19 protein-coding genes and 1 other RNA gene are annotated in these 23,155 nt (G+C 74.8%); 11 read left to right on the forward strand and 9 right to left on the reverse strand.

What is annotated here, in order from left to right; genetic code table 11:
- Nucleotides 1–361: 361 nt before the first annotated feature.
- From VM95_RS21280 to VM95_RS21290, 4 genes are all read right to left on the reverse strand, one after another.
- Nucleotides 362–2,014 (reverse strand): ATP-binding cassette domain-containing protein, encoded by a 1,653-nt coding sequence (locus VM95_RS21280; protein ID WP_052707484.1) that lies wholly within the window; start codon nucleotides 2,012–2,014, stop codon nucleotides 362–364.
- A gap of 125 nt (nucleotides 2,015–2,139) precedes the next feature.
- Nucleotides 2,140–2,283 carry a VenA family class IV lanthipeptide gene (locus tag VM95_RS42685; protein WP_157882160.1) on the reverse strand — a complete coding sequence of 48 codons (144 nt, stop codon included), beginning with the start codon at nucleotides 2,281–2,283 and terminating at the stop codon, nucleotides 2,140–2,142.
- A gap of 142 nt (nucleotides 2,284–2,425) precedes the next feature.
- Entirely contained in the window at nucleotides 2,426–4,432 is a 2,007-nt protein-coding gene (locus tag VM95_RS38960; RefSeq protein ID WP_052707485.1) for an alpha/beta hydrolase family protein, read from the reverse strand.
- Nucleotides 4,429–7,599, reverse strand: coding sequence for a class III lanthionine synthetase LanKC N-terminal domain-containing protein (locus tag VM95_RS21290; protein WP_167352944.1), 3,171 nt, complete (start codon nucleotides 7,597–7,599; stop codon nucleotides 4,429–4,431). Before VM95_RS21290 ends, VM95_RS38960 begins: the two co-directional genes overlap by 4 nt.
- A 481-nt stretch (nucleotides 7,600–8,080) precedes the next feature.
- On the opposite strand from VM95_RS21290, the gene VM95_RS21295 reads away from it, so the two are divergent.
- The 3 genes from VM95_RS21295 to VM95_RS21305 are packed head-to-tail and all read left to right on the forward strand — an operon-like array spanning nucleotide 8,081 to nucleotide 10,828.
- Nucleotides 8,081–8,917 (forward strand): Nif3-like dinuclear metal center hexameric protein, encoded by an 837-nt coding sequence (locus VM95_RS21295; RefSeq protein ID WP_045699281.1) that lies wholly within the window; start codon nucleotides 8,081–8,083, stop codon nucleotides 8,915–8,917.
- A 23-nt stretch (nucleotides 8,918–8,940) separates the two neighbouring features.
- Entirely contained in the window at nucleotides 8,941–9,684 is a 744-nt protein-coding gene (locus VM95_RS21300; protein WP_045699283.1) for a zinc ribbon domain-containing protein, read from the forward strand.
- A gap of 4 nt (nucleotides 9,685–9,688) precedes the next feature.
- Nucleotides 9,689–10,828, forward strand: coding sequence for a bifunctional RNase H/acid phosphatase (locus VM95_RS21305; RefSeq protein ID WP_045699285.1), 1,140 nt, complete (start codon nucleotides 9,689–9,691; stop codon nucleotides 10,826–10,828).
- Between the two features lie 13 nt (nucleotides 10,829–10,841).
- On the opposite strand, the gene yaaA is transcribed toward VM95_RS21305, so the two are convergent.
- Complete coding sequence (gene yaaA, locus VM95_RS21310; RefSeq protein WP_045699287.1) at nucleotides 10,842–11,627, reverse strand: peroxide stress protein YaaA; 786 nt, start codon at nucleotides 11,625–11,627, stop codon at nucleotides 10,842–10,844.
- A gap of 60 nt (nucleotides 11,628–11,687) precedes the next feature.
- Nucleotides 11,688–12,143, reverse strand: a complete 456-nt coding sequence (locus tag VM95_RS21315) for a DUF3995 domain-containing protein (protein ID WP_157882161.1) — start codon at nucleotides 12,141–12,143, stop codon at nucleotides 11,688–11,690.
- A gap of 140 nt (nucleotides 12,144–12,283) precedes the next feature.
- Here VM95_RS21315 and VM95_RS42690 point away from each other — a divergent pair, with 140 nt between their 5' ends.
- From VM95_RS42690 to rnpB, 5 genes are all read left to right on the forward strand, one after another.
- Nucleotides 12,284–12,634 carry a hypothetical protein gene (locus tag VM95_RS42690; protein WP_045699289.1) on the forward strand — a complete coding sequence of 117 codons (351 nt, stop codon included), beginning with the start codon at nucleotides 12,284–12,286 and terminating at the stop codon, nucleotides 12,632–12,634.
- Nucleotides 12,631–13,020 (forward strand): type II toxin-antitoxin system death-on-curing family toxin, encoded by a 390-nt coding sequence (locus VM95_RS21325; RefSeq protein WP_045699290.1) that lies wholly within the window; start codon nucleotides 12,631–12,633, stop codon nucleotides 13,018–13,020. Before VM95_RS42690 ends, VM95_RS21325 begins: the two co-directional genes overlap by 4 nt.
- A 69-nt stretch (nucleotides 13,021–13,089) precedes the next feature.
- Nucleotides 13,090–14,547 (forward strand): RNB domain-containing ribonuclease, encoded by a 1,458-nt coding sequence (locus VM95_RS21330; RefSeq protein ID WP_045699291.1) that lies wholly within the window; start codon nucleotides 13,090–13,092, stop codon nucleotides 14,545–14,547.
- Nucleotides 14,548–14,585: 38 nt separating this feature from the next.
- On the forward strand, nucleotides 14,586–16,088 hold the full coding sequence (locus tag VM95_RS21335; RefSeq protein ID WP_208615501.1) for an MFS transporter: 1,503 nt from the start codon (nucleotides 14,586–14,588) through the stop codon (nucleotides 16,086–16,088).
- A 13-nt stretch (nucleotides 16,089–16,101) separates the two neighbouring features.
- Nucleotides 16,102–16,499, forward strand: an RNA gene (rnpB, locus tag VM95_RS38965) — RNase P RNA component class A.
- Nucleotides 16,500–16,577: 78 nt separating this feature from the next.
- Here the strand turns inward: rnpB and VM95_RS21340 are convergent.
- The 3 genes from VM95_RS21340 to VM95_RS21350 form a co-directional block, all read right to left on the reverse strand.
- Nucleotides 16,578–16,835, reverse strand: coding sequence for a hypothetical protein (locus tag VM95_RS21340; RefSeq protein ID WP_045699292.1), 258 nt, complete (start codon nucleotides 16,833–16,835; stop codon nucleotides 16,578–16,580).
- A gap of 94 nt (nucleotides 16,836–16,929) precedes the next feature.
- Nucleotides 16,930–17,328, reverse strand: a complete 399-nt coding sequence (locus tag VM95_RS21345; protein WP_045699294.1) for an ACT domain-containing protein — start codon at nucleotides 17,326–17,328, stop codon at nucleotides 16,930–16,932.
- 49 nt (nucleotides 17,329–17,377) lie between these two features.
- Nucleotides 17,378–18,109 (reverse strand): GbsR/MarR family transcriptional regulator, encoded by a 732-nt coding sequence (locus VM95_RS21350; RefSeq protein ID WP_045699296.1) that lies wholly within the window; start codon nucleotides 18,107–18,109, stop codon nucleotides 17,378–17,380.
- A 199-nt stretch (nucleotides 18,110–18,308) separates the two neighbouring features.
- Between VM95_RS21350 and VM95_RS21355 the strand changes: the two genes are divergently transcribed.
- The 3 genes from VM95_RS21355 (at nucleotide 18,309) to VM95_RS21365 (ending at nucleotide 22,140) form a co-directional block, all read left to right on the forward strand.
- Nucleotides 18,309–19,052, forward strand: coding sequence for a TnsA-like heteromeric transposase endonuclease subunit (locus VM95_RS21355; RefSeq protein WP_244178875.1), 744 nt, complete (start codon nucleotides 18,309–18,311; stop codon nucleotides 19,050–19,052).
- Nucleotides 19,040–21,124 (forward strand): Mu transposase C-terminal domain-containing protein, encoded by a 2,085-nt coding sequence (locus tag VM95_RS21360; RefSeq protein WP_045699301.1) that lies wholly within the window; start codon nucleotides 19,040–19,042, stop codon nucleotides 21,122–21,124. The genes VM95_RS21355 and VM95_RS21360 overlap by 13 nt, the downstream gene beginning before the upstream one ends.
- A gap of 98 nt (nucleotides 21,125–21,222) precedes the next feature.
- Nucleotides 21,223–22,140 (forward strand): TniB family NTP-binding protein, encoded by a 918-nt coding sequence (locus tag VM95_RS21365; protein WP_078860300.1) that lies wholly within the window; start codon nucleotides 21,223–21,225, stop codon nucleotides 22,138–22,140.
- Nucleotides 22,141–23,155 lie beyond the last annotated feature (1,015 nt).

Genomic DNA, 23,155 nt, shown 5'->3' on the forward strand with positions numbered 1-23,155 from the left:
TGCTGCGTGAGAAGTCGGCCCATTCGACTTTCCACTCCTCGCCGCCCCTTGGGCGCGCGCCGTATGGGGGCCTCCTGCGAGCCGCATTCGCGCGCGGGAAGTCGACAGAGCCCGCACGAGGGGCGATCCCGGGGGAGGCGCACAGGAAGTCGACGGGATCGACTTCCTGCGCGCGCTGATCGGCACGCGGCGCAGCGCGACCACGTGTTGCGCCGGGAAGTCGCCCTGCTCGCCGGCCCCGTACGAGAAGTCGGCCCGGCCGACTTCCTGCGCAAGGGGGGCGACCCCGGGAAGAGGTGCACGGGAAGTCGACAGGGCCGACTTCCTGTGCGGGTGGGATCCGGCTGCCGCGTGCATCGGGTCAGGCCGTTGCCGCGTGGAGGGTGGTGTCGGAGAGGGCGGCTCGGTAGGCGGGGTGGGGGAGGAGGTCGGTGTGGGGGGCGAGGGCGCGGAGGCGGCCTGCGTCGAGCCAGGCGACGAGGTCGGCGCGGGCGGCGACGGGGGCGCGGTGGGCGACGATCAGGCGGGTGCGGCCGTGGGTGGCGTGGTCGAGGGCCCGGGTGACCTGGTACTCGGTGGCGAGGTCCAGCCCCGAGGTGGCGTCGTCGAGGACTAGGACCCGGGCGGGCCGGGCCAGCAGTCGGGTGAGGCCGAGGCGTTGCAGTTCGCCGCCGGAGAGCCGGAGTTCGTCGAGCGGGGTGTCCCACCCGGCGGGCAGCCGCCGCAGGAAGCCGTCCGCGCGGGCGGCCGCCGCCTCGGCCTCGCCCGCGCCGGCCAGGGCGTCGCGGACGGTCCGGCCGACCAGCGCCGGACGGCCGAAGGCGTAGCCGACCGCCTGCCGCAGTTCGGACGGCGCGAGCGCGGCCACCGGGACGCCGTCGATCAGCACCTCGCCCTCGTCGGGGTCGCGCAGCCGCCCGGGCAGTGCGGCGAGCAGCGACTTGCCGGAGCCGGAGCGCCCGACGAGCGCGACCGTACGGCCGCCGGGCACGGTGAGGTCGAGCGGCCCGAGCAGCACCCGCTCGCCGTCGCGCACCACGACTCCCCGGAACACGACCTCGCCGCGCCCGCCCGCCGGGAGCGCGGCCGTACCGGCGGGGGACGGCGCCAGCGCCAGCAGTTCGTCCGCCCGGGCCTGCCCGGCCCGCGCGTGCGCCACCCCGACCAGCGCCTCGACCTGCTCGAACAGCCCCGCGCCGAGCGCCGCCCAGCCGGCCGCCGCGGCGAGCGCGCCGGGGGCGAGGGTGCCGTCCGCGAGCAGTGCCCCGGCGGTGGTGAGCACCAGCACCTCGACCAGGGCGATCAGCAGGGTGGCCTGCCAGGCGGTGCGGCGCTGCGCCCGCCACAGCGCGTGCCCGGCCGCGGAGAGGTCCGGCAGGGGCGCCAACACCCGTGCGGCTTCGTGCTGTTCGGCGCCCGCCGCGCGGATGCTGCGCAGCCCGGAGAGCGCGCCGCCGAGCCGGGCAGCGAGCTCGGCCTGGACCTCCTGGTAGCGGGCGAACACCGGGCCGGCCTGGCGCAGGAAGAGCCGGATCAGGACCACCCCGGGCACCACGCCGGCGAAGAAGGCGAGCGCCAGCCAGGGCGACAGCAGCGCCAGCCCGAGGATCGCGCCCGTCGAGGTGAGCAGCGCGGTGGCGGCGCCGAGCAGGGCGGGCAGCCGGCCGCCGGCGTCGCCGGCCGAGCCGAGCAGCCGGGCGGCGAGGTCCCCGGGGGGTGGTCCGCCGCGCAGGCGGCCGCCGGGGCCGAGGGCGAGCAGGTGGCGGACGAGGCGTCCGCGCAGCTCGGCGGTGGCTTCGGCGGAGCAGGCCGGACCGGCGGCGGCCGCGACGGCGTTGGCCGCGGCGGCCAGCGCGAGGACGAGGGCGAGCGGCAGGTAGGCGTGGCCGGGCCGGTGGCCGAGGGCGGCGTCGACGGCTCCGGCGAGGACGGCGGGCAGGGCGAGCGTGGTGGCGGCCTCGACGGGCAGGGCGAGGCCGAGCGCGAGGGTCCAGCCGGTGGGTCGCCGGGGCACGTCGGGGCTCCAAGTCAACGGAGGGCGGGGGCGAAAGCGGGTGCCGTTCCCGCCTGTCCGGACAGGCGGGAACGGCACCCGGGGCTACTGTGGGTTACTCCTGGTAACTACGAGCTACTGCGCGATCAGCTGTTGGTGAAGATCAGGCAGGTCAGGATGAGACAGGTGTACTGGCAGCCGCTGCCGTGGCCGGTCAGCTCGACGGACTCGGTCTCCGGCAGGTCCTGCAGCGCCGCGAGGTCGGTCTCGAAGTCCACCATGTTCTCCATGATCGGGTTCCTCCCCTGGGTTTCGCGCCCGCGGCGATCTGCGTGCGGGCGTGGGGTGTTGCTCCCCGGGCGGCCTCCATCCGCCGCACCGGGGGTGGTGCCCCGGGCCTCGTCGGGCCCGGGAGTCCGTGGAATGCCGGGATCAGCCCGGCCGGCCGGTGCGCAGGAACGCCGCCAGCAGCTCGTGCAGGACGGCGCCGCCCTCCTCGGCGAGCACCTCGTGGCCGGAGCCGGCCGCCTCGACGTACCGGAAGTCCGTGCCCTCGGCCCGGCCGATCCGCAGCAACTCGTGCCGCAGCGACCGGGATTGGCTGACCGGTACGACCTCGTCCCGGTTGCCGTGCACGACCAGCAGCGGCGCGGTGAGCCGGTGCGCCAGCTGCAGGACGTCGCGCGGGCCGCGGGCGTCGGCGATCGGCTCGCCGCCGCCGAGCCGGGTGGTCAACGCCCGTACGGGCGGCGCCGCTTCGGCCAGCAGCCGGGCGCCGGACAGGAACGGCGCGACCACCGCGCAGCGGGCGACCTGCCCGGCCGGCGCGTGCGCGGTCGCCAGCAGGGCCAGGAACGCGCCGTAGCTGACCCCGAACAGGGCCGGCGGCTCCAGCCCGAGCGCCGCCCGCTGCCCGGCGATGCCGTCCAGCAGGTACAGCACGTCGTCCAGGTCGGGCCCGCCCCAGGCACCGCGGATGGCCAGCGCGTGCGCCACCCCGTAGCCGGTGGAGCCGCGCTGGTTCGGCGCGACCACGGCCAGGCCCTCGGTGGCCATCCGCTGCAGCGCCGGGTCGAACTCCAGCCGCCAGGCGTCCGCCGGGCCGCCGTGCAGCGCCAGCACCAGGTGCGGGCTGCTCAGCCAGGCGTCCCCGCCGTACACCACCGCCTCCAACGGGCCTGCCGGGCCAGCGAGTTCGAGGCTCTGCGCGGGCTGCCAGCGGCCGCCGTCGCCGGGTGGGGTGCTGCCGTCCAGCCGCCAGCCCGCCACCGGCGAGCCGGGCGGCGCGGTACGGGCGGCGGGCGCCCCGCCGGGCTGCCAGGGCAGCACGGTGTCCCGCCACGGGCCGGGCAACCCCGAGCCCAGCGGCGCGAGTTGGAGTGGCAGTGGCATCGGTCCGGCGGCGGCCGGGGCCGGACCGTGCGCCAGCAGCGCGTCCACGTCCAGGGTGGCCAGTGCCGCCGGATGGTCGGGCGAGGAGTAGGGCAGTCGCAGCCCCGCCGCGCTCCAGTGCCCGACCGCGCCGAGCCGCCCGGGCGGCACCGGCAGCCGGTCCAGCCGCCCCACGGCGGGCCGCCACAGGGCCAGCGCGGACCCGGCGCCGTGGTCGATCTGCAGCGCGACCCGCGGGCCGTCCGCCGCCTGCCGCAGCGCGACCGGCCGCAGGAACATGCCCGTCACGTGCAGGCACTCCGGGAAGCGCAGTGGCTCCCCGCCGCCGAGCACCCCCCAGCCGAGCCGGTCGGTGCCGGGCGCGTCGCTGCGCACCATCGCGAAGCGGCTGTCCGGGTCGAACAGCACCAGCCGGTCGTTGCTGCGCTCGCCGATCTCCAGCAACGGGGTGACGACGCCGCTGCGCAGGTCGAGCACCACGCTGCGGACCAGCCCGGCGTTCACCCGGTCCAGCGCGAGCAGCGCGCCCGCGTGGTCCAGCCAGGCGCCGCCGCCGTGCAGCCCGGGGAACTCGGCGACCCGCTCGGGCTCGCTGCCGTCCGTCCGGATCAGCCAGGCGGTGGTCGCCGGGCGGGTGTCCGTGCCGAGCGCGACCGCCACCGGCGTGCCCGGCCCGGCGCCGGGCCGGACGGGCAGCGCGATCAGGCGCAGCCCGGGCATCCGCAGCGTCGCCAACTGCTGCTCCACTGCGGTCGGTTCGCCGTACGAGAGGCGGACCAGGTGGTGCCGCTCGCCGTCGTGCCGGCAGACCAGCACCGAGCCGTCCGGCAGTGCGAGCAGCTGCGAGTGCAGTTGCTCGGAACGGTTCCCGGACAGCGGCAGCGCGACCGGCGCGGCCGGCCCGCCGTCCGCCGGGAGCCGCCAACTCTCCACGTACCAGCCGCCGTCCGCCGCCGAGGCGAGGCAGGCGGCGTGGCTGCCGTCACCGGCGAAGCCGAAGCTCAGCCGGCGCAGCGCCTGGGTGGTGGTGCCGATGACCACGTTCACGCCTCGCTCACCCCGCTCACCGCGTACGGGACTCGGTCCGCGACGGGCGGCAGCGCGTCCAGCCAGAGCCGGGGGCCGCCGTGCCGCAGCCGCAGCAGGAAGGCCAGCGCGCCCGCGGTGCCCGTCCCGTAGCCGGCCGCGCAACCGGTGCCGGTCTCGTCGGGCAGCACCAGCAGACCGTCCCGCAGGGCCGACCGGGTCGCGACGAGATGGGCCAACTCCTCGGCCCCGGCGCGGAATTCGGGCTCCCCGGTGGCCTCGGCGAGGTCCAGCAGGTACTCGCCGTCGCCGGCCAGCCCGTGGCAGGCGCTGACCCCGCTGTGCCAGCGCCCGGCCAGCACCGCCCGCCCGGCGGCGCACGCCAGCTCCCGGACGGTGTCGTCCCCGGTGGCCTGCCAGAGCCGCAGCAGGAAGCTGCCCGCGCCGGACGAGCCGCTGCACCAGTGGGCAAGGCGCACGTGCTCCGGATCGCCCGCGCTCTGCGGCCACCAGGCGGCGTCGCCGGGGCCCCGCCGGACGGTCGCGGCGAGCGTCCGCCCGGCCTCGACGGCGCCGGCGAGCAGCGCGTCGTCCCCGAGCGGGCCGGCGGCGGCCAGCAGGAAGGCGCCCACGCCGGCCGCGCCGTGCGCGAACCCGAGGTGGGTGATCCCGGCGAGCGCGGAGTCGAAGTCCGCCGGCACCGGCCACACCGTTCCGTACGGCTCGCGGCGGGCGGCGTCGAGCAGGGCGCGGGCGCAGCGGGCCGTGCGGTCCAGGAAGGCGGAGCGCTCGTGGACCAGGAACTCGTCGGCGGCAAAGCGGAGTTGGGTGAAGCCGGAGCCGGCCGTGCCGTGGCAGACGTCCGGGTTGGGCCAGTCCAGCGGGAGCCGGCGGGCGAGTCCGGCGGCCCGCCCGGCCAGACCGGCGTCCGCCAGCGCCCGGGCGGCGTCCAGCAGGGCCCAGGCCGCGCCCGCGCGCCCGAAGTGCAGGCCGGGGAGTATCAGCGGTTCGGCGGCGATCCGGTGTTCGATCCACCCGGCGGCGGTGCGCGCCGTCCGCGCGGCCTCCTCCCGCGCCTCGCCCGGCAGGCCCTCGGCCACCACCGCCCGCGCCAGCACGGCCAGCACCCCGGCGGCGCCGTGCTGCACGTTGCACGGGTCCGTGCGCTCCCCGGCGGGCACGACCGGCCAGAGCCGGTCCCGCCGCTCGGGCGTCGCGGTCGCGGCGAGGTGCCGCAGGCCGTCGTGCAGGACGCGGTCGAGGTCGGGGGCGGCGGTGGGGTCGACGGGCGCGGGGTGCCGACGCGCGGGGCTGGACGGCTTCGCGCCGGACGGTGCGACGGCGGGCCGCGGGCCGTTCGCCCATGCGTCGTCGCCCTGCTCGGCGCCCGTCCGCGGGCCGCCGGCCGCTGCGCGGCCGCCCGGTTGCGTGTCTCCGCTCCATACATCGCCGCTCCACACACCGCGGGGGCGGAAGGCGCCGGGTCGAGGCGTGCCGTGGGGGCGCGTGCCGTCGACCCGCGCGCCGCCGTCGACCCGAGCGCCGCCGTCGACCTGCGCGCCGCCCGACCGCGTCGGGGCGTGCCACAGCGGCGTGACGACGGTCTGGACGACCGCCTGACGGAGCCCGGCAGCCCCACCGCCCAGGGAGGCCCGTACCTGCGCGAACCCCCACCGCTGTTCGGGCGCCTCCGCCCGCAGCCCGAGGATCGCGGGCGCGAGCCGGCGCGCCGTCTCGCCCGTCCGGGCGGCGAGGGCGAGCCAGCGGCCGAGCCGTTCGGCGACCGGACGGGCCCGGGGCAGGTCCTCCGGCAGCAGCGGGTCGTGTCCGGTGGCGAGCAGGAAGAGCAGCCCGCCGAGGGCGTAGCGGTCGACGGCCGGGTCGGCCGTGCACACGGCGCGCGCGCCGCCGACCGGGCCGAGCCGGCCGGGCCCGTGCTCGGGCGCCCGGTAGCCGGGTGTCCCGGCGGCGCCGACCGTCCGTCCGGCCTCGGCGGCCAGTTCGAGGTCGACGAGCCGCAGCTGCCCGTCCGGTCGGACCATCACATTGCCGGGGGAGAGGTCGCGCAGCACCAGCCCCTGGGCGTGCACCCGCTCGACCAGGTCGACCAGCGCGTGCGCGACCGGCCCGGCCTCGGCCCAGTCGACGTCCGGGCTGCCGTCGCGCCGCAGCCGGGCGGCGACCCAGCCGCCCAGCGGCTGTCCGGCGATTCGTTCCTGCACCAGGAAGACGGAGTCGTCCTGTTCGACCAGTTCCACCGCGCGCGGCGCCAGCTCCTGCCCGGCCAGCCGGTCGAGCAGCGCGGCCTCGTGCCGCAGCGCGTGCCGGGCGTCCGTCCCGGCGCGGTCGACCTCGATGTGCGCCCGGGCCTGCTTGACCACCACCTCGGTGTCGCCGTGGGTGTCGCGCCCGAGGAACACCCCGCCCTTGGCGCCGTGCCGTACGGCGGCGGTCACCGCGTACCGCCCGGCCAGCAGCACCCCGCCGGGCCGTTGCGCCGGTCGGGCCGCGGCCTCGGCCGGAAGCGTGGGCGCCCCCGCCGCCAGCGGGTCCCGCGCCCAGCCCGGCGCCCGGTACGACCCGCCGCGCACGTCCTCGGCCCGCTCCCCGCCCGGCCCGCGCAGCACCGAGCGGTACTCCCCGTCGTTGCCCAGTTCGGCCGGCAGCGCGATGGCGCCGTACCGGTAGTGCACCCGGCTGCCCGGCCGGTAGGGCCGGTCGGAGAGCACGACGGGCCCGGGCAGGCCGGCCGTCGCCCGGTCGAGCTCGGCGGCGAGCCGCTGGAACTGCGCCTCGTCGGCCGGGTAGACGGTGATGAACTTGCCCGCCGAACCACGGTCGCTGTTGCGTGAGTTGAGCTCGTGCAGTCGCTCCTGCCGGGCGGCGAACTTGAAGGCGCACGGGTCCTGGGCGAGCACCCGGACGACGGCCGCGAGGACGGCCTCGCCCGCCGCCGAGGCCGCGCTCACGTGCAGCTTCCACCCCTGCCCGGGCAGGGGTGCGGACGCGGACGGCCTGGCCGTGCACCAGAAGCCCTCGACGGAGACCTTCCAGCCGCCGTCGCCTCCCCGGCCCCCGGCGCCGGCCAGCGCCGCCCGCGCCACGTCCGGCCACGCCCCGGCCGCACCCGGCCCGTGGCCCACCGATCCCCCGCCGCCGGCCGTACGGAGCGATGTGCCCGCTTCCATCCGCCACCACATCCCTTCGTCTCCGCCGCCGGCCCGGGTGCCCACTGCTTCCGGCACCCGGGCGCGCGGCCCGGCCCGATCGGTCTCCTCGGGAGCGGCGACGCTCCCCGGCGGGGCCCCGGCACGCCTTCGGCCCTTCGGTGGGGCCGGTGGTGCCTGGGGCAACTCCCGTTCGCAGGACTGAAGTTAGTTTCGAAAAATCCGGAGGTTCAACACACGGCCACTCCCTTCACTCGTAAGGGTGATACGGGGGCGGTTTCGAATTCGTACGAGGACCGTGCTGTGAGTAACGGGCGCCCGGCGTGCGGGCGCGCGCGGCCCGCGCACGGCGTCCCGGACGCTCCGCCGGCGCCTCCGCCGCAGGTTGACGCGCATCCGTACGCCCCCGGAACCGGTATCCGAACGCCCGGCGGAGGGCGAGCGCCGAGTCCCCCGAACGGCCGAGGCCCGACCGGCCCCGCGCGCACGGTAGTCTCGACAGGTGCCGAAACTGTCCGACGTCATCACCGCGCTCGAAGAGGTCTACCCCCCGGAGTGGGCGGAGTCCTGGGACGCAGTCGGCCTGGTCTGCGGGGACCCCGGGGCCGAGGTCGGCCGCGTGCTGTTCGCCGTCGACCCCGTGCAGGCGGTCGTCGACGAGGCCGTCGCGTGGGGCGCCGACCTGGTGGTCACCCACCACCCCCTGTACCTGCGCGGCACCACCAGCGTCGCCGCGACCTCCTTCAAGGGCCGGGTGGTGCACACGCTGATCACCAACGGCATCGCCCTGCACGTCGCGCACACCAACGCCGACCACGCCGACCCGGGCGTCTCCGACGCGCTGGCCGAGGCGGTCGGCCTGCGGGTGACCGGCCCGCTGGTGCCGGACCCGACCGACCCGCTGGGCCGTCGCGGCAGCGGCCGGATCGGCCTGCTGGAGCCGCCGCTGACCGTCTCCGCCTTCGCCGCGCAGGTCGCCAAGGGCCTGCCGGCGACCGCCGCGGGCGTCCGGGTGTCCGGTGACCCGAACCGGCTGCTGAGCCGGGTCGCGGTCTGCGGCGGCTCGGGCGACGGCTTCTTCGCCGACGTCCGGGCGGCCGGCGTGGACGCCTACCTGACCGCCGACCTGCGCCACCACCCGGCCTCCGAGGCCGCCGAGGCCGCGCCGATCGTGCTCGTCGACGCCGCCCACTGGGCCACCGAGTGGCCCTGGCTCACCCTGGCCGAGCGCTCCCTGCGGGCCGCCGCCGACCAGCGCGGCTGGGCCGTCGAGACGAAGGTCTCCCACCTGGTCACCGACCCGTGGACCGCGCACGCCCCGATGTCCTTCCCCGCCTGACCCGATTCACAGGAGCTTTCCGCTTGAACGCCGCGCCCGCCGACCAGATCCGCCTGCTCGACCTCCAGGCCATCGACTCGAAGCTCGACCAGCTGGCCCACCGGCGCCGGAGCCTGCCCGAGCACGCCGAGATCGACAAGGCCACCGCCGACCACACCGCGCTGAAGGACCTCGTCGTCGCCGCCGAGGCCCAGCAGAGCGACACCGCCCGCGAGCTGACCAAGGCCGAGGGGGACGTCGAGCAGGTCCGTGCCCGCGCCGCCCGCAACCAGCAGCGCCTGGACTCCGGCGCGATCACCTCGCCGAAGGACCTGGAGAACCTCCAGCACGAGATCGGCTCGCTCGCCAAGCGCCAGGGCGACCTGGAGGAGGTCGTGCTGGAGATCATGGAGCGCCAGGAGACCGCCCGGACCCGGGTCGAGGAGCTGTCCGCCCGGCTGGAGCACTCCACCGTCGTGCTCAAGGAGGCCGAGGCCCGCCGCGACGCCGCCTTCGGCGAGATCGACGGCGAGGCCGAGAAGGTCCAGCGCGACCGCGAGGCCGTCGCCGCCGTCATCCCGGCCGACCTGCTGAAGCTGTACGCGAAGCTGCGCGACACCCAGGGCGGCGTCGGCGCGGCCCGGCTCTACCAGCGCCGCTGCGAGGGCTGCCGCACCGAGTTCTCGATCACCGAGCTGAACGCGATCAAGGCCGAGCCGAAGGACAAGGTCGTCCGCTGCGAGAACTGCTCGCGGATCCTGGTCCGCACCGCCGACTCGGGCGTCTGAGTCGGTGGCGGCGCGCTTCATCGTCGAGGCGGACGGCGGGTCCCGGGGCAACCCGGGGCCGGCCGGCTACGGCGCGGTCGTCCGGGACGGCGACACCGGGCAGATCGTCGCGGAAGCCGCCGAGTTCATCGGGCACGCCACCAACAACGTGGCCGAGTACCGGGGCCTGATCGCCGGCCTCGCCGCGGCCCGGGCGCTCGACCCGGACGCCTCGGTGGACGTCCGGATGGACTCCAAGCTCGTCGTCGAGCAGATGTCCGGGCGCTGGAAGATCAAGCACCCCGACATGCAGCCGCTCGCCGCCGAAGCGCGCACGCTCCACCCGCGCGGCCGGGTCACCTACACCTGGATCCCGCGCGAGCGGAACAAGGACGCCGACCGGCTGGCCAACGAGGCGATGGACGCCGGCCGGGACGGCCGCCAGTGGGAGCCGAAGGCCGCGCGCAAGCCCGTCGTGGCCGACGAGCCGCCGCTGGAGACCCCCGCCCCCAAGGCCGGCTGGGCCGCCCCCGCCGACCTCGGCACCCCCACCACCTTCGTCCTGCTGCGCCACGGCGAGACCCCGCTCACCCCGGAGAAGCGGTTCTCCGGCAGCGGCGGCACCGACCCGGAGCTCTCCGAGAAGGGCCGCTGGCAGGCCGAGCGGGCCGCCGAGGCGCTGGCCGCGCGCGGCAGCATCCAGGCCGTCGTCGCCTCCCCGATGCTCCGCACCCGGCAGACCGCCGAGACCGTCGCCGCCCGCCTCGGCCTGGAGGTCCGCTACGAGGACGGGCTGCGCGAGGTCGACTTCGGCGACTGGGAGGGCCTGACCTTCGCCGAGGTGCGGGAGCGCTACCCGGACGACCTGACGGCCTGGCTCGGCAGCGCCAAGGCCAAGCCGACCGGCAGCACCGAGAGCTTCGCGACGCTCACCCACCGGGTCGGGGTCGCCCGGGACAAGGTCCTGGCCCGGTACACGGGCAGGACGGTGCTGGTGGTCTCGCACGTCAGCCCGATCAAGACGCTGGTCCGGCTCGCCCTCGGCGCCCCGCCGGACTCGATGTACCGGATGGAGCTGTCCGCCGCCTCGGTCTGCGCCGTCCAGTACTACGCGGACGGCAACGCCTCGCTGCGGCTGCTCAACGACACCTCGCACCTGCGCTGAGCCGCACGGTGCTTCAGTGCACCTCGGTGACCACCACGTCGAGCTGCCACGGCTTGCGGGCCGTGCCCTCCGCGGCCGGCTCGACGTGGTGGCCCAGCTCCCGCAGGGCGTCCATCAGCTCGCCCGGCGTCTTCGGCTCGGCACCCGCGACCAGCAGGTCCCGGACGATCCGGCCCTTCGTCGCCTTGTTGAAGTGGCTGACCACCGTGCGCCTGCCGTCGCGCTCCTGCAGCACCCGGACGGTCGCCGTCCGGGCGGCCACCTCGCCGGCCGGCTTCCACGCCGCCGCGTACGCCGAGCTGCGCAGGTCCAGCACCAGCCCGTCCGCGACCTCCGGGAGCACGGGCGCCATCGCGCTCCGCCAGTACGCCCCGAGCGCCCCCGTCCCCGGCAGTTTCACGCCCATCGAGCAGCGGTAGGACGGGATCCGGTCGGAGATCCGCACCGCGCCCCACAGCCCCGAGAAGACCAGCAGGGCCCGCTCGGCCCGGTCGTGCGCGGCCGCGTCCAGGGTGGCCAGGCCCAGGTGGTCGAACAGCACCCCGGTGTACACCTCACCCGCCGGACGGGCGCCGGCGGCGAGCAGCCCGGCGTTCTTGCCGACCTCGCCGCGCAGGCCGGGGGAGAGGCCGAGCACCTCGGCGGCGGCCTCCTCGTCCCCCCGGCAGAGCCCGACCAGGGCGTCCAGCACCGCGCCGCGCGCCGCCGTCAGGCCCGGCAGCGACAGCCGGTCGAGCGCCAGCGGCGCACCGTCCCCGGACGCGGCCTTGCCCTCGGACGGCGGCAACAGCACCAGCACAGCGGACTCCTCGACGGTCTGCGGCGGACGAACCCCGCCCGGTGGACGAACCCCGCCACCCTACTGCGGCCGGTCCGCCGCCCCCGCCCTCCGGCCGGCGACCAACGCCGTCCCGGCGCCCAGGGCCAGGCAGAGCGGCGAGTAGTAGCGGCGGTCCATGCGCAGGAACCGATCCGTGCGCCCGATGACCGTCCCGAACAGCGCCAACCCGCCGATCCCGCGCCCCAGCATCACCCCGGAGACCGTCCGCAGCCCGAGCCGCCGCAGCGCCTTCGGCCCCACCGCGGGCACCACCCCGGCCTCCGACGCCACCAGGTACGAGGCCGTCCCGAACATCCCCGCCACCGCCAGGCAGGCCACCGGCGGCGGCATCTCGTCGCCCTCGCCGATCATCGTCTCCGCGAACTCCTTCGGGTCCCGGACCGGCCACGGCGTCACCGCCCACACGGCGTGCAGCACCCCCACCGCCGCCATCGCCGCCGACACCGCGACCCCGGTCGCCTTCACCGCGCTCATCACCAAACCCCCTCCGCGAACGGACACTTGGGCCCACCCTACGGCGCCTCACACCGCCCGGCCCCGACTGCCCCGGGAGGTAAACCGGTGGGCCGGCGCAGCGTTCCGCACTACCGTGACCTGCGAGGAGAGTGAGTGCGATGACCCTGCGACCCCTGGACCTGGTGCCCGACGACGGCGACGCCGTGGAGGAGTCCCTGTCCGTACGCCTGCCCGCCGGTCTGCCGGCGGAGACGCGGCAGGCGCTGGAGTTCGCCGTGCGCGCGGCGGCGGAGGCCGTGATGGCCGGCCGGGTCCGGGTGACGGAGGCGCCGGCCGGGTCGGACACCGCCGAGCTGGCGTTCGAGGTCCGCCAGTCCGAGGTGCCGGACGCGCTCACCGAGCCGCCGCAGCAGCCTCCCCGGCCGGGCCGGGCCGAGCGCCGGGCCGCCATGGTGGCCCGGATCCGCGAGGCCAACGCCGAGACGCTGGAGAGGCTGAAGGACCTGTGACCGGGCCGACCCCGCCCACCGAGTACCTGGACCTGGAGGACGTCACCTACCTGGCCGGCGGCGCGTGGAACATCCGCGACCTCGGCGGCCTGCTCTCCGCACTGGCCCGCCCGCAGGCGAGCCTGTTCGGCGGCGACGCCTACCCGGACCTGTGGACCAAGGCCGCGGCCCTCGGCCAGAGCCTGGCCCGCAACCACCCCCTGGTCGACCGCAACAAGCGCACCGCCTTCGAGGCGATGCTGCTGTTCCTGGACTACAACGGCGAGCCGTACACCGACCCGCACCCGGACGACGCGGTCGCCTACGTGCTGCGCCTGGCCACCGGCGGCTACGACGACGCCGTCGCGCTCGCGGCGAAGGACCTCAAGTCCCTGCTGGGGCGGTAGGGATCGACCCCGGCGCGTCCGGCGGCGGCGTCCGTCCGGAATCACCCGATTCGCCCTACGCTGGCCTGCATGCCTCGCCGAAAACTGCGCGTCAAGGCCGCCGACTCCGCCCGGATCAACACCGAGCTCACCGAGCTCCGCACCCGCCTGGAGATCCACACCGAGTGGCCCGAGGCGGTGCTGGCCGAGGCGGAGGAGGCGGCCGAGCGCCCCCGGATGCCCGAGCACGACGCCACCGACCTGCCGCTGTTCACCGTCGACCCGCCCGGCTCGCGCGACCTCGACCAGGCCATGCACCTCGCCCGCCGCCCGGGCGGCGGCTACCGGGTGCACTACGCGATCGCCGACGTCGCCGCCTTCGTCCGCCCCGGCGGCGCGATCGACACCGAGGCCCGCCGCCGGGTCGAGACCCTGTACTTCCCCGACCACCGCGTCCCGCTGCACCCCACCCGGATCTCCGAGGACGCCGCCAGTCTGCTGCCCGGCGAGCCCCGGCCCGCCCTGCTCTGGCAGCTCGACCTCGACGCGGACGGCGCCCTCGTCCTCGCCGACCTGCGCCGTGCCCTGGTCCGCTCGCACCTCCGCCTCGACTACGCGGCCGTCCAGCGCGCCGTCGACCTCGGCGCCGACGAACAGCCGGCCCTGCTCGCCGTCGTCGGCCGGCTGCGCGAGCAGCAGGAGCGCGAGCGCGGCGGGATCAGCCTGCCGGTGCCCGAGCAGGAGGTCGAAGAGACCCTGCACGGCTACGTCCTCGGCTACCGCGCGCCCAGCCCGGTGGACGGCTGGAACGCCCAGATCTCGCTGCTCACCGGCATGGCCGCGGCCGAGCTGATGCTGGACGCGGGCATCGGCCTGCTGCGCACCCTGCCCGCCGCGCCCGCCCCCGCGTACGAGCGGCTGCGCCGGATCGCCGCCGCGCTGGACGTCGACTGGCCGCAGGCGCTCCCGTACCCGGAGCTGATCCGCTCGCTGGACCCGGAGGCGCCGCTGGACGCCGCCTTCCTCAACGCCTGCACCGGCCTGCTGCGCGGCGCCGGCTACCACGCCTTCGACGAGTCCCGCGGCCTGCCCGCCCCGGCCGACCCGGGCCACGCCGCGATCGCCGCCCCGTACGCGCACTGCACGGCGCCGCTGCGGCGGCTCGGCGACCGCTTCGCCCAGGAGGTGTGCGCGGCCGTCGCGGCGGGGGCGGAGGTGCCGGACTGGGCGCGCGAGGCGCTGCCGGGCGTGCCGGCGCTGATGGCGGGCGGGGACCGCCGGGCCGCCGAGGTCGAGCGGGCCTGCGTGGACCTGGTGGAGGCGGAGCTGCTGGCCGGCCGGGAGGGCGAGGAGTTCCGCGCCGTGGTGATCGACGTGGACGAGCGGCGGCCCGGCTCCGGCACCGTGCAGCTGCGCGAGCCGGCCGTCCGGGCCCGCTGCGACGGTGCGGCCGCGGGCGGGCCGGGGCTCCCCCTCGGCCGGGTGATCGACGTCCGGCTGACCACGGCCGACCCGGCCACCCGTACGGTCCGCTTCGCCACCGCCTGAGCGGGCCCGCCCGCCCCCGGGGGTGGGAGGATCGGTCCGTGTCCGACGCTCCCGCCCCCTCCGCGCCTCCGCCCGCCGTCCCCGACCGGCGCCGCCGCCTGCTCGTGCTGGCGATCTGCTGTCTGAGCCTGTTCATCGTCGGCCTGGACAACACCGTGGTGAACATCGCGCTCCCGGCGATCCAGCACGACCTGGACGCCCCGGCCTCCGGACTGCAGTGGATCATCGACGCCTACACCCTGGTGCTGGCCTCGCTGCTGATGCTGTTCGGCTCGGTGGCCGACCGCCTCGGCCGCCGCCGGGTCTTCCAGACCGGCCTGTGCTGCTTCGCGCTCGGCTCGCTGCTGTGCAGCCTGGCGCCGAGCCTGGGGTGGCTGGTGGCGTTCCGGGCGCTCCAGGCGGTCGGCGGCTCGATGCTCAACCCGGTGGCGATGTCGATCATCACCAACACCTTCACCGACCCGCGCGAGCGGGCCCGGGCGATCGGCGTCTGGGGCGGGGTGGTCGGCATCTCGATGGCGCTCGGCCCGCTGGTCGGGGGCTTCCTGGTGGACGGCGCCGGCTGGCCGTCGATCTTCCTGATCAACGTCCCGGTGGCGCTGCTGGCCATGGCGCTGACCGCCCGTTACGTCCCCGAGTCGCGCGCGCCGCGGCCGCGCCGACCGGACCCGGTGGGCCAGCTGCTGATGGTCGTGCTGCTCGGCTGCGGCACCGCCGCGATCATCGAGGGCCCGGGCAACGGCTGGACGTCCCCGCTGATCCTCGGCCTCGCCGCGACGGCGGTTGCCGCGCTGGTCGCCTTCCCGCTGTGGGAGCGGCGGGTCGCCGAGCCGCTGGTGGACCCGCGGTTCTTCGCCAGCGCGCCGTTCACCGGCGCCACCCTCACCGCGGTCTGCGCCTTCGCCGCGCTCGGCGGCTTCCTCTTCCTCAACACCCTCTACCTGCAGGACGTCCGGCACTACGGCCCGGTCGAGGCGGGCCTGTGGACGCTGCCGATGGCCGGGATGATGCTGGTCTGCGCGCCGCTGTCCGGACGGATCGTCAGCAGTCGCGGCCCGCGCCTGCCGCTGGCCGTGGCCGGGCTCTGCCTCGCCGCGAGCGGCCTGCTGCTCACCCGGCTCACCGCCGGCTCCCCGGCCGCGCTGCTGCTGGTCGCGTACGCGCTGTTCGGTTTCGGCTTCGGCATGGTCAACCCGCCGATCACCAACGCGGCCGTCTCCGGCATGCCGCGCGCCCAGGCGGGCGTGGCCGCCGCGGTCGCCTCGACCAGCCGCCAGGTCGGCCAGTCGCTGGGCGTGGCGGTGATCGGCACGGTGGTCACCTCGGCCGTGGTCGGCCCGGTCGCGACCGGTTTCGCCCCGGCCAGCCACGCCGGCTGGTGGATCCTGGTCGGCCTGGGCGCCGCGATCCTCGTCCTCGGCCTGCTCACCACCACCGGCTGGGCCACCGCCACGGCGGCCCGGGTGGCCGCCCGGCTCGGCGCCGAGCCGCCCGTCGCCCGCTCCGGTGTACGGGAGGCCCCGCCCGAGCGGCTACGATGACCACTACGGCGGAAGAGCCGGCCGGGCGGTCGCGACGGGTCCCAGACCCGCCGAGGAACGTCCGGGCTCCACAGAGCAGGGTGGTGGGTAACGCCCACCCGGGGTGACCCGCGGGACAGTGCCACAGAAAACAGACCGCCCACCGCTCCGGCGCGTGGGTAAGGGTGAAACGGTGGTGTAAGAGACCACCAGCGACCGGGGTGACCCGGCCGGCTAGGTAAACCCCACCTGGAGCAAGGTCAAGATCGGTGCCCTCGGGCACCGTGCGCGGACGCTTGAAGGCTGCTCGCCCGAGTCCGCGGGTGGACCGCACGAGGCTGTCGGCAACGGCAGCCCTAGATGGATGGCCGCCTCCCCGGGCCGCGCGAGCACCCCGGGAGACAGAACCCGGCGTACAGGCCGACTCTTCCGCCCCTGGACCGTTCGAAGGCCCTCCGACCCGCACGGGTCGGAGGGCCTTCGCGTTCTCCGCTCCGTGCCGGGTGGGCTCTACGCCGGGTGCGCGCCGACGGCGTCGCGGATCTGCGAGCCGAGGCCGCCGTTGACGCGGGCGCAGTTGGCGCAGCAGAAGAACATGCCGGCGACCTCGACGCCGTGGCCGACGATCCGGACGTTGCAGTGCTCGCAGCGCGGCGCCAGCTTCTCCATGGCGCACTCGAAGCTGTCGAACGTGTACGTGTCGCCGGTGACCGTCCTGATCTCGAAGGCGAGCCAGTAGTCGTTGCCGCAGGTGACGCAGATGGCCATGGTGGCCGGCTCCTTCCGCTGGGGCCGGCCCCGAACGGGGCGGCCTCCTTCCAGTGTCGAAGCGCGGATCGGGGCCGGCCACCCGGTGGGACCGTCAGGCGGAGCGGGCGGAGAGGGACTCCAGGGCGCGGACGGCGCGTTCGGCTTCGTCGGCGCCGACGAAGAGGTGGTCGTGGTGGAAGCCGGCCACCACGTTGCAGCTGATGCCCTCCTCGGCCAGCCGGGTGGCGACGGCGGCGGTCAGGCCGACGGCCTCCAGCGCGGAGTGGATCTGCAGGGTGATCCAGGCGGCGACGTAGTCGTAGCGCAGCCCGAGCGCGTCGGCCTCCTCCTGGGCGACCACCACCGTGATCCCTTCGGGCTCGGCGACGGTCACCACCGGTCGCATCCCGGCGGGCACCTTCGCGGGGAGGGTGCAGTAGACGTAGCGCCCCGGGTTGAGCACGGGGCGCATGCCGCGCAGCAGCGTCGCAAGATCTCGTTCACCGGCCATGCCCGCCACCGTAGCGGCTGCTCCGCGCCCGCGCCGCGCCTTTTCACCGCTACTCGGCGGTGTCGTCCGCGGGCTTGGTGTGCAGGACCTGGCGGCCCTGCTCGGCGGCGCGGGCGATGCTCTCGGAGACGAAGTCGAGGAAGCGGGCGATGTTCTCCAGCCGCGCGGCCGCCGGGGTGCCGGGGCCGAGGACGCCGACGCCCTCCCGGGCCGTCCCGACGAGCCGGGCGGTGCCGTGGACGCTGGCCATCATCGACCGGTACCAGATGTCGTCGTCGACGAAGTAGCGCTCGCGGCGGCGTTCGTCCCGCTCCCGCAGCACCATGCCCTGGCTGTCCAGGAAGGCGATCGCCTTGGAGACGGACGCCGGGCTGACCTGCAGGCGCTTCACGAGCTCGGCCGCGGTGAGGCTGCCCGCGTCGGTCATGTAGAGGCAGGCCATCACCCGGGACATCATCCGGGGCATCCCGGTCGCGGTGAGGACGGCGGTGAAGGTCTCCTCGTACGCGCGCACCGCCTCCGGGTCGCGCCCGTGGTCCTGCGGCGGGGCCGGCGCGGGCGCGGGGGCGGCGGCCGGCCTGCGGCGCCGGGCGCGCTGCCCGGTGGCGCGCTGGGCGAGCTCGGCCCGGTAGGAGGCGGGGCCGCCGTTGCGCAGCACCTCGCGGGTGACCGTCGAGGTCGGCCGGTCGAGGCGCCGGGCGATCTCCGCGTAGGCGAGGCCGTCGGTCAGGCCCTGCGCGATCTGCTGGCGCTCCTGCTGGGTGAGTCGGCCTCCGGGCACGGCGGTCCCTCCTTCGTGGGCGTTGGGGCTGCGGTCGTGCGTGAACCGTAGCGTTTCGCGTTCCGGAAACGAGCGCCTGACTCGTATCGGTGAAGATGGAGCGATTCTCAGCGAGGGTTGACGGACCGCTCTTAGTCTCAGCGAAGTTCGAGTGGCTACTTCGTAGGGAGCCGGGTGCGCGGTGGGGGCGTTGCCAAGCGTGTTCGGCGATGAGGCGCTAGCCGCCTTTGAGCTGGACTTTTTCGATGCCGGGAGCCGTCGGCGGCTGCCGTTGGGGTTGGGATGGCGGACGCGCTTCGAGACGGTCGAGCCGGTGCGGCCGTTCCGATGGGCCAAGGGCGGTCGGGGGTTCGCGGGCTGGTACTTCTCGGCAACGATGCGTGACCACGTGGGCTACGAGTCGTGGCTGGAGCGGGACCGGCTGATCTTGCTCGACCGTGACCCGCAGGTGACAGGGATTGCGTCCCAGCCGTTCTGGCTCCACTGGTACGACGGCACCAGGAACCGTCGCCATGCTCCCGACTACTTCGTCCGGCTGGCCGACGGGCGGTCCCGGGTGGTGGACGTCCGAGCCGAGGACGGCATGGATGAGGAGACCCACGAAGCGTTCGCGGCGACTGAGCGCGCCTGCCGAGCGGTTGGCTGGGAGTTCGAGTGGGCCAGGCGGCCCGAGCCGGTGTTCATGGCGAACGTCCGCTGGCTGGCCCGCTACCGACGAACGCGTTGCCGTCGCCCGCCGACGGTGGTCGAGCGACTCGTGGAGGTCTTCCGTGAACCGAAGGGCCTCTGGGAGGGGGCCGAGCTCGTCGGGGATCGGCTCCAAGTGCTGCCCGTGCTGTTCCACTTGCTGTGGTCCGGTGTCCTGGGAACAGACCTGGTGGGAGGGCTGATGGAGAGCGACAGTCTGGTCTGGGTCGAGAAGGGGCAGCGGTGGGCAGGCTGAAGCGGCCACCGGCCCTGGTGGTCGGTGACAGGGTCAGGTTCGCTGGGCAGGTGCGGGGAGTCCTGGAGGTCACCGCACAGGCGGTGGTGCTGGAGGACGCTGACGAGCCGCACCACGTCGTGGCCCTGGTCGAGCTGTTCGAAGCGGAGGATTTCGAGGTCCTCTTCCAGCCTGAGCGGATGCCGCTTCCTGCTTCGTCCTTGCTGGAGACGCTTCCAGCGGCGACGGTCCGGCAGGCATTGTGGTGGGAGAGTCACATCCTGGAGGTGTTGCACGGGCTGCCGCCCGATGCGGAACCTGGGCGTGATCCGCGTCCTGAGTACGGTCCGGGAGTCTCGCTGACTGCCCGGGAGAAGGCCAAGGCGGCCGAGCTGACGCGGGCGGGACACCAGGCCACCGCCAGCACCGTCGCCCGGCTGCGGCGCCGCTACCAGCAGGACGGGGTTGTTGGTCTGGCCGACCTCCGAGCGGCCCGCAAGACACCGCAGTTCGGGTCGGTGGATCCGGCCGTGGTCGACGCGATGCGGCAGGCGATCAAGGAGGGGGTCGATGCTTCAACCCGGACGGGCTCCTACCTGATCTGGCGCACACGCGAGATCCTCAGCCAGTTGCCCGGCGGTGACACGGTCGACTGGCCGTCCAGGCCGACCCTCTACCGGCTCCTGGCGAAGCTCACCGCCGGCACCCACGCCACCGGGTCGGCGGTCACGCGCCGGTCGAAGGCCCACGGGGCGAACGCGCCGTTCGGGGAGCTGACCGTGACGGTGCCGGGCGAGGTCATGCAGATGGACTCGACCCCGTTGGACGTGCTGGTCCGCTTGGACAACGGGGTGGTGGGCAAGGTCGAGCTGACGGGGATGATCGACGTCGCGACAAGGACGTTGTCGGCGGCAGTGCTGCGACCGTCGACGAAGTCGGTGGACGCCAGCGTGCTCCTGGCCCGCACCGTCACCCCGGAGCTGATGCGGCCGGGCTGGGTGGACGCGCTGAAGATGTCCCGCTCGGTCCTGCCACATCGGCGGCTGCTGACCCTGGACCAGCGCCTGGAGCACGCGGCGGCCAAGCCGGTGATCGTCCCGGAGATGATCGTCTACGACCACGGCAAGGTCTTCGTCTCCCACAACTTCCGGTCCTCCTGCCGGTTCCTGGAGATCGACTGCCAGCCGACCCACAAGGGATCGCCCTTCGAGAAGGGCCACATCGAGAAGATGCTGGGCTCGGTGGCCACGATGTTCGCCCAGTTCCTGCCGGGCTACACCGGCCGCAACACCGACCGGCGCGGACGTCACCTGGAGCGGGAGAACCTGTGGTCGCTGCCCGAGCTGCAGGAACTGCTGGACGAATGGATCGTCGCCAGGTGGCAGAACCGTCCGCACGAGGGACTGCGCGACCCGGACCATCCGGGCCGGCTGTTCACACCGAACCAGAAGTACGCCGCCTTGGTCGAATCCTGCGGCTATGTTCCGGTCGCGCTCAGCGGCCAGGACTACGTCGAGCTCCTGCCAGCCACCTGGAGGGCCGTCAACTCCTACGGCATCCGGATCAACAACCGCACCTACGACAGCCCCGAACTCGCGCCGATGCGCCGGCAGCACTCCGGGATCGCCGTCAGGCGCGGGCTCTGGGAGGTCCACCGCGACCCCTACGACGTCTCCTACGTCTGGGTCCGCGACCACCGCGGCGGCGGGGGCTGGGTCCGCGCGGCATGGAAGCAACTGAACCGGGCCCCGGTCCCGTTCGGCGACCTGGCTTGGGACCACGTCAGCCATCAGCTTCCCCGGGCCACGGAGGAGGAACTCGCCCAGGCCGTCGCGGACCTGCTCACCCGCGCACACGCTGGCCCCGACCACCCCGCGCCGCAACGAGGGCGCAATGCCCGGTCCGTCAGGACCGACCGGAAGGTCGCCGCCCGCACCAGAGCCGCCAGCGCGAGCGTCCCCTCCCTGCCGAAGCCCTCCACGGAACCCGAAACCGAACCGCTGCAGCACGACGACACCGAGGACGGCCAACTCGCCGAAGTGATCCCGCTCGGACTGTTCGACCCGCTCGCCGACCCCTGGAAGCGCCAGTGACCACGACCGCAGACGAAGCCCCGGCCGGCGGGCTCGAACGCCAACTGACCGCGCTCCCCGGCTGGAGAGCCTTCGTCGCCTCCACGACCAGGCCGCCCATGGCCCTGCTGCCCCGCAGTGCTCACCTCGCGCTGACCAGGGACGAGAAACAGTGCTACGACGACGACCGACTCGACCACCACGCCCGCCTGCAGGTCGTCGCCACCTCCACCGTCCGCCGCGTCGTTACCTGCGGACGCCGCCTTGTGATCCTCAACCGCGGCGCGATCAGCGCCCGCCGCGGCCTGATCGTCAGCGGGCCGGCCAACACCGGCAAGACCATCGCGTTGACCCAGTTCGGCCTGGCGCACGAACTGCAGGACCGGCGCCGGCACCCCGGCCAGGACCAGCGCATCCCGGTTCTCTACATCACCGTCCCGCCGGCGGCGACACCCCGCATGATCGCCGCCGAGTTCGCCCGCTTCCTGGGCCTGCCGATCCTGCGCAGGTCCAACCTCACCGACCTGACCGAGGCCGTCGTCGGCGTCTGCACCCAGGCCCGCACGGGCCTGGTCCTGGTGGACGAGATCCACAACATCTCCCTGCACACCCGCACCGGCGCCGATGCGTCTGACACCCTCAAGTACTTCTCCGAGCGCATCCCGGCGACCTTCGCCTACGCGGGCATCGGCATCGAGGACGGCGACCTCCTGTCGGGAACCCGCGGAGACCAGATCGCCGCCCGCTTCACGTCGGTTGCCACACATCCCTTGCCCTGCAGCGCAGAATGGCAGGGCCTGGTCGCCCAGATGGAGGCCAACCTGCGGCTGCACGACCACCAGTCGGGAAGCCTCAGCAGGCTGAGCACCTTCCTCCATACCCGCACCGGCGGAATGATCGGTACCCTCTCCCACCAGATCCGCGGGGCCGCGGTCGATGCGATCCTCTCCGGATCGGAGAAGATCACGAAGAAGGAACTGCTGGCCGTCGACCTGGACATCGCCTCTCACCGCAGCCGCCCGGACCGCGTCCGATGACCGCACTCCCCGAATACGAGCAGGTCGTTCGGCTCCCGTTCCAGGTCCGCCCTCGCGCTGGCGAAGGCATCCGCTCCTTCATCGCACGCCTCGCGGAGGCCAACTGCCTGCCACCCGCCTACCTGCGGAAATATCTCTGCGAGCCCCCACAGCACCGAGGCGTCCCCACCTGGCCGCGCACTGCGGCGGCCGCCGGACGCGACCCGACCGAACTCCGCCAGGTCCTGAGCATGATCAAGTGCGAGCAGTGCGGCCAACAGATGCAATGGCCCTCACGCTACGGCGTCAAACCGCTCACCTGCTCGCGCTACTGCCGCGAGAGACGCCGCCACAAGAACTACCTCCGGAGGGCCGTCGTCCCCTGCCGGGTCTGCGGCACAAAGGTGCAGCGCCGGCTCGGCCAACGCCGCTACTTCTGCTCCACCCGCTGCAGGAGAACCGCATTCGAGTACCGGCAACGTCGCGAACCGCTCCCCCTCCCCTCACAGGCGAATGGGGAGCCGGAGCTACCTGACACACCCGAACTCAGCGGCACCTGCCCAGTCTGCGAACGGCCAATGCGCCGGAAACCACCGAGAACAGCCTGCTCGCGCTGGTGCCGCAAGGTGCTGGCCGCCTGGATACGGGAATCGCCAGCGCCTAAGACGCCCGACAGCCACGACGACGAGCCCACAGGCCCCCCACTGCCGGCCGGTTCGATGATCTGCCACAACTGTCAGACCACGTTCATCCCCCTGCGGCGGAACCTCTGGTGCTCGACGGCCTGCATGGAAGAAGCCTTCGACCGGCACGCCGACAACCAGCAGTGCAGGGCCTGCGGGACCTCCATCGCGCACCGCCCGCCGAGCAGAAACCCCCGGCGCTGGTGCACCGCGACGTGCTGCCAGAAGGCTTCCCGCTGGCGGGCAGAACTCCGCGAACGATCAGCACAAGCCCACGGCTCCCCACACGGGTGCTGACACGTTTCGTACGGTCGGCATGGCAGCCGCCCACTGAACCGCCTCGGGTTCGATAG

The sequence above is a fragment of the Streptomyces rubellomurinus genome, assembly GCF_000961885.1.
Lineage (GTDB): Bacteria > Actinomycetota > Actinomycetes > Streptomycetales > Streptomycetaceae > Kitasatospora > Kitasatospora rubellomurina.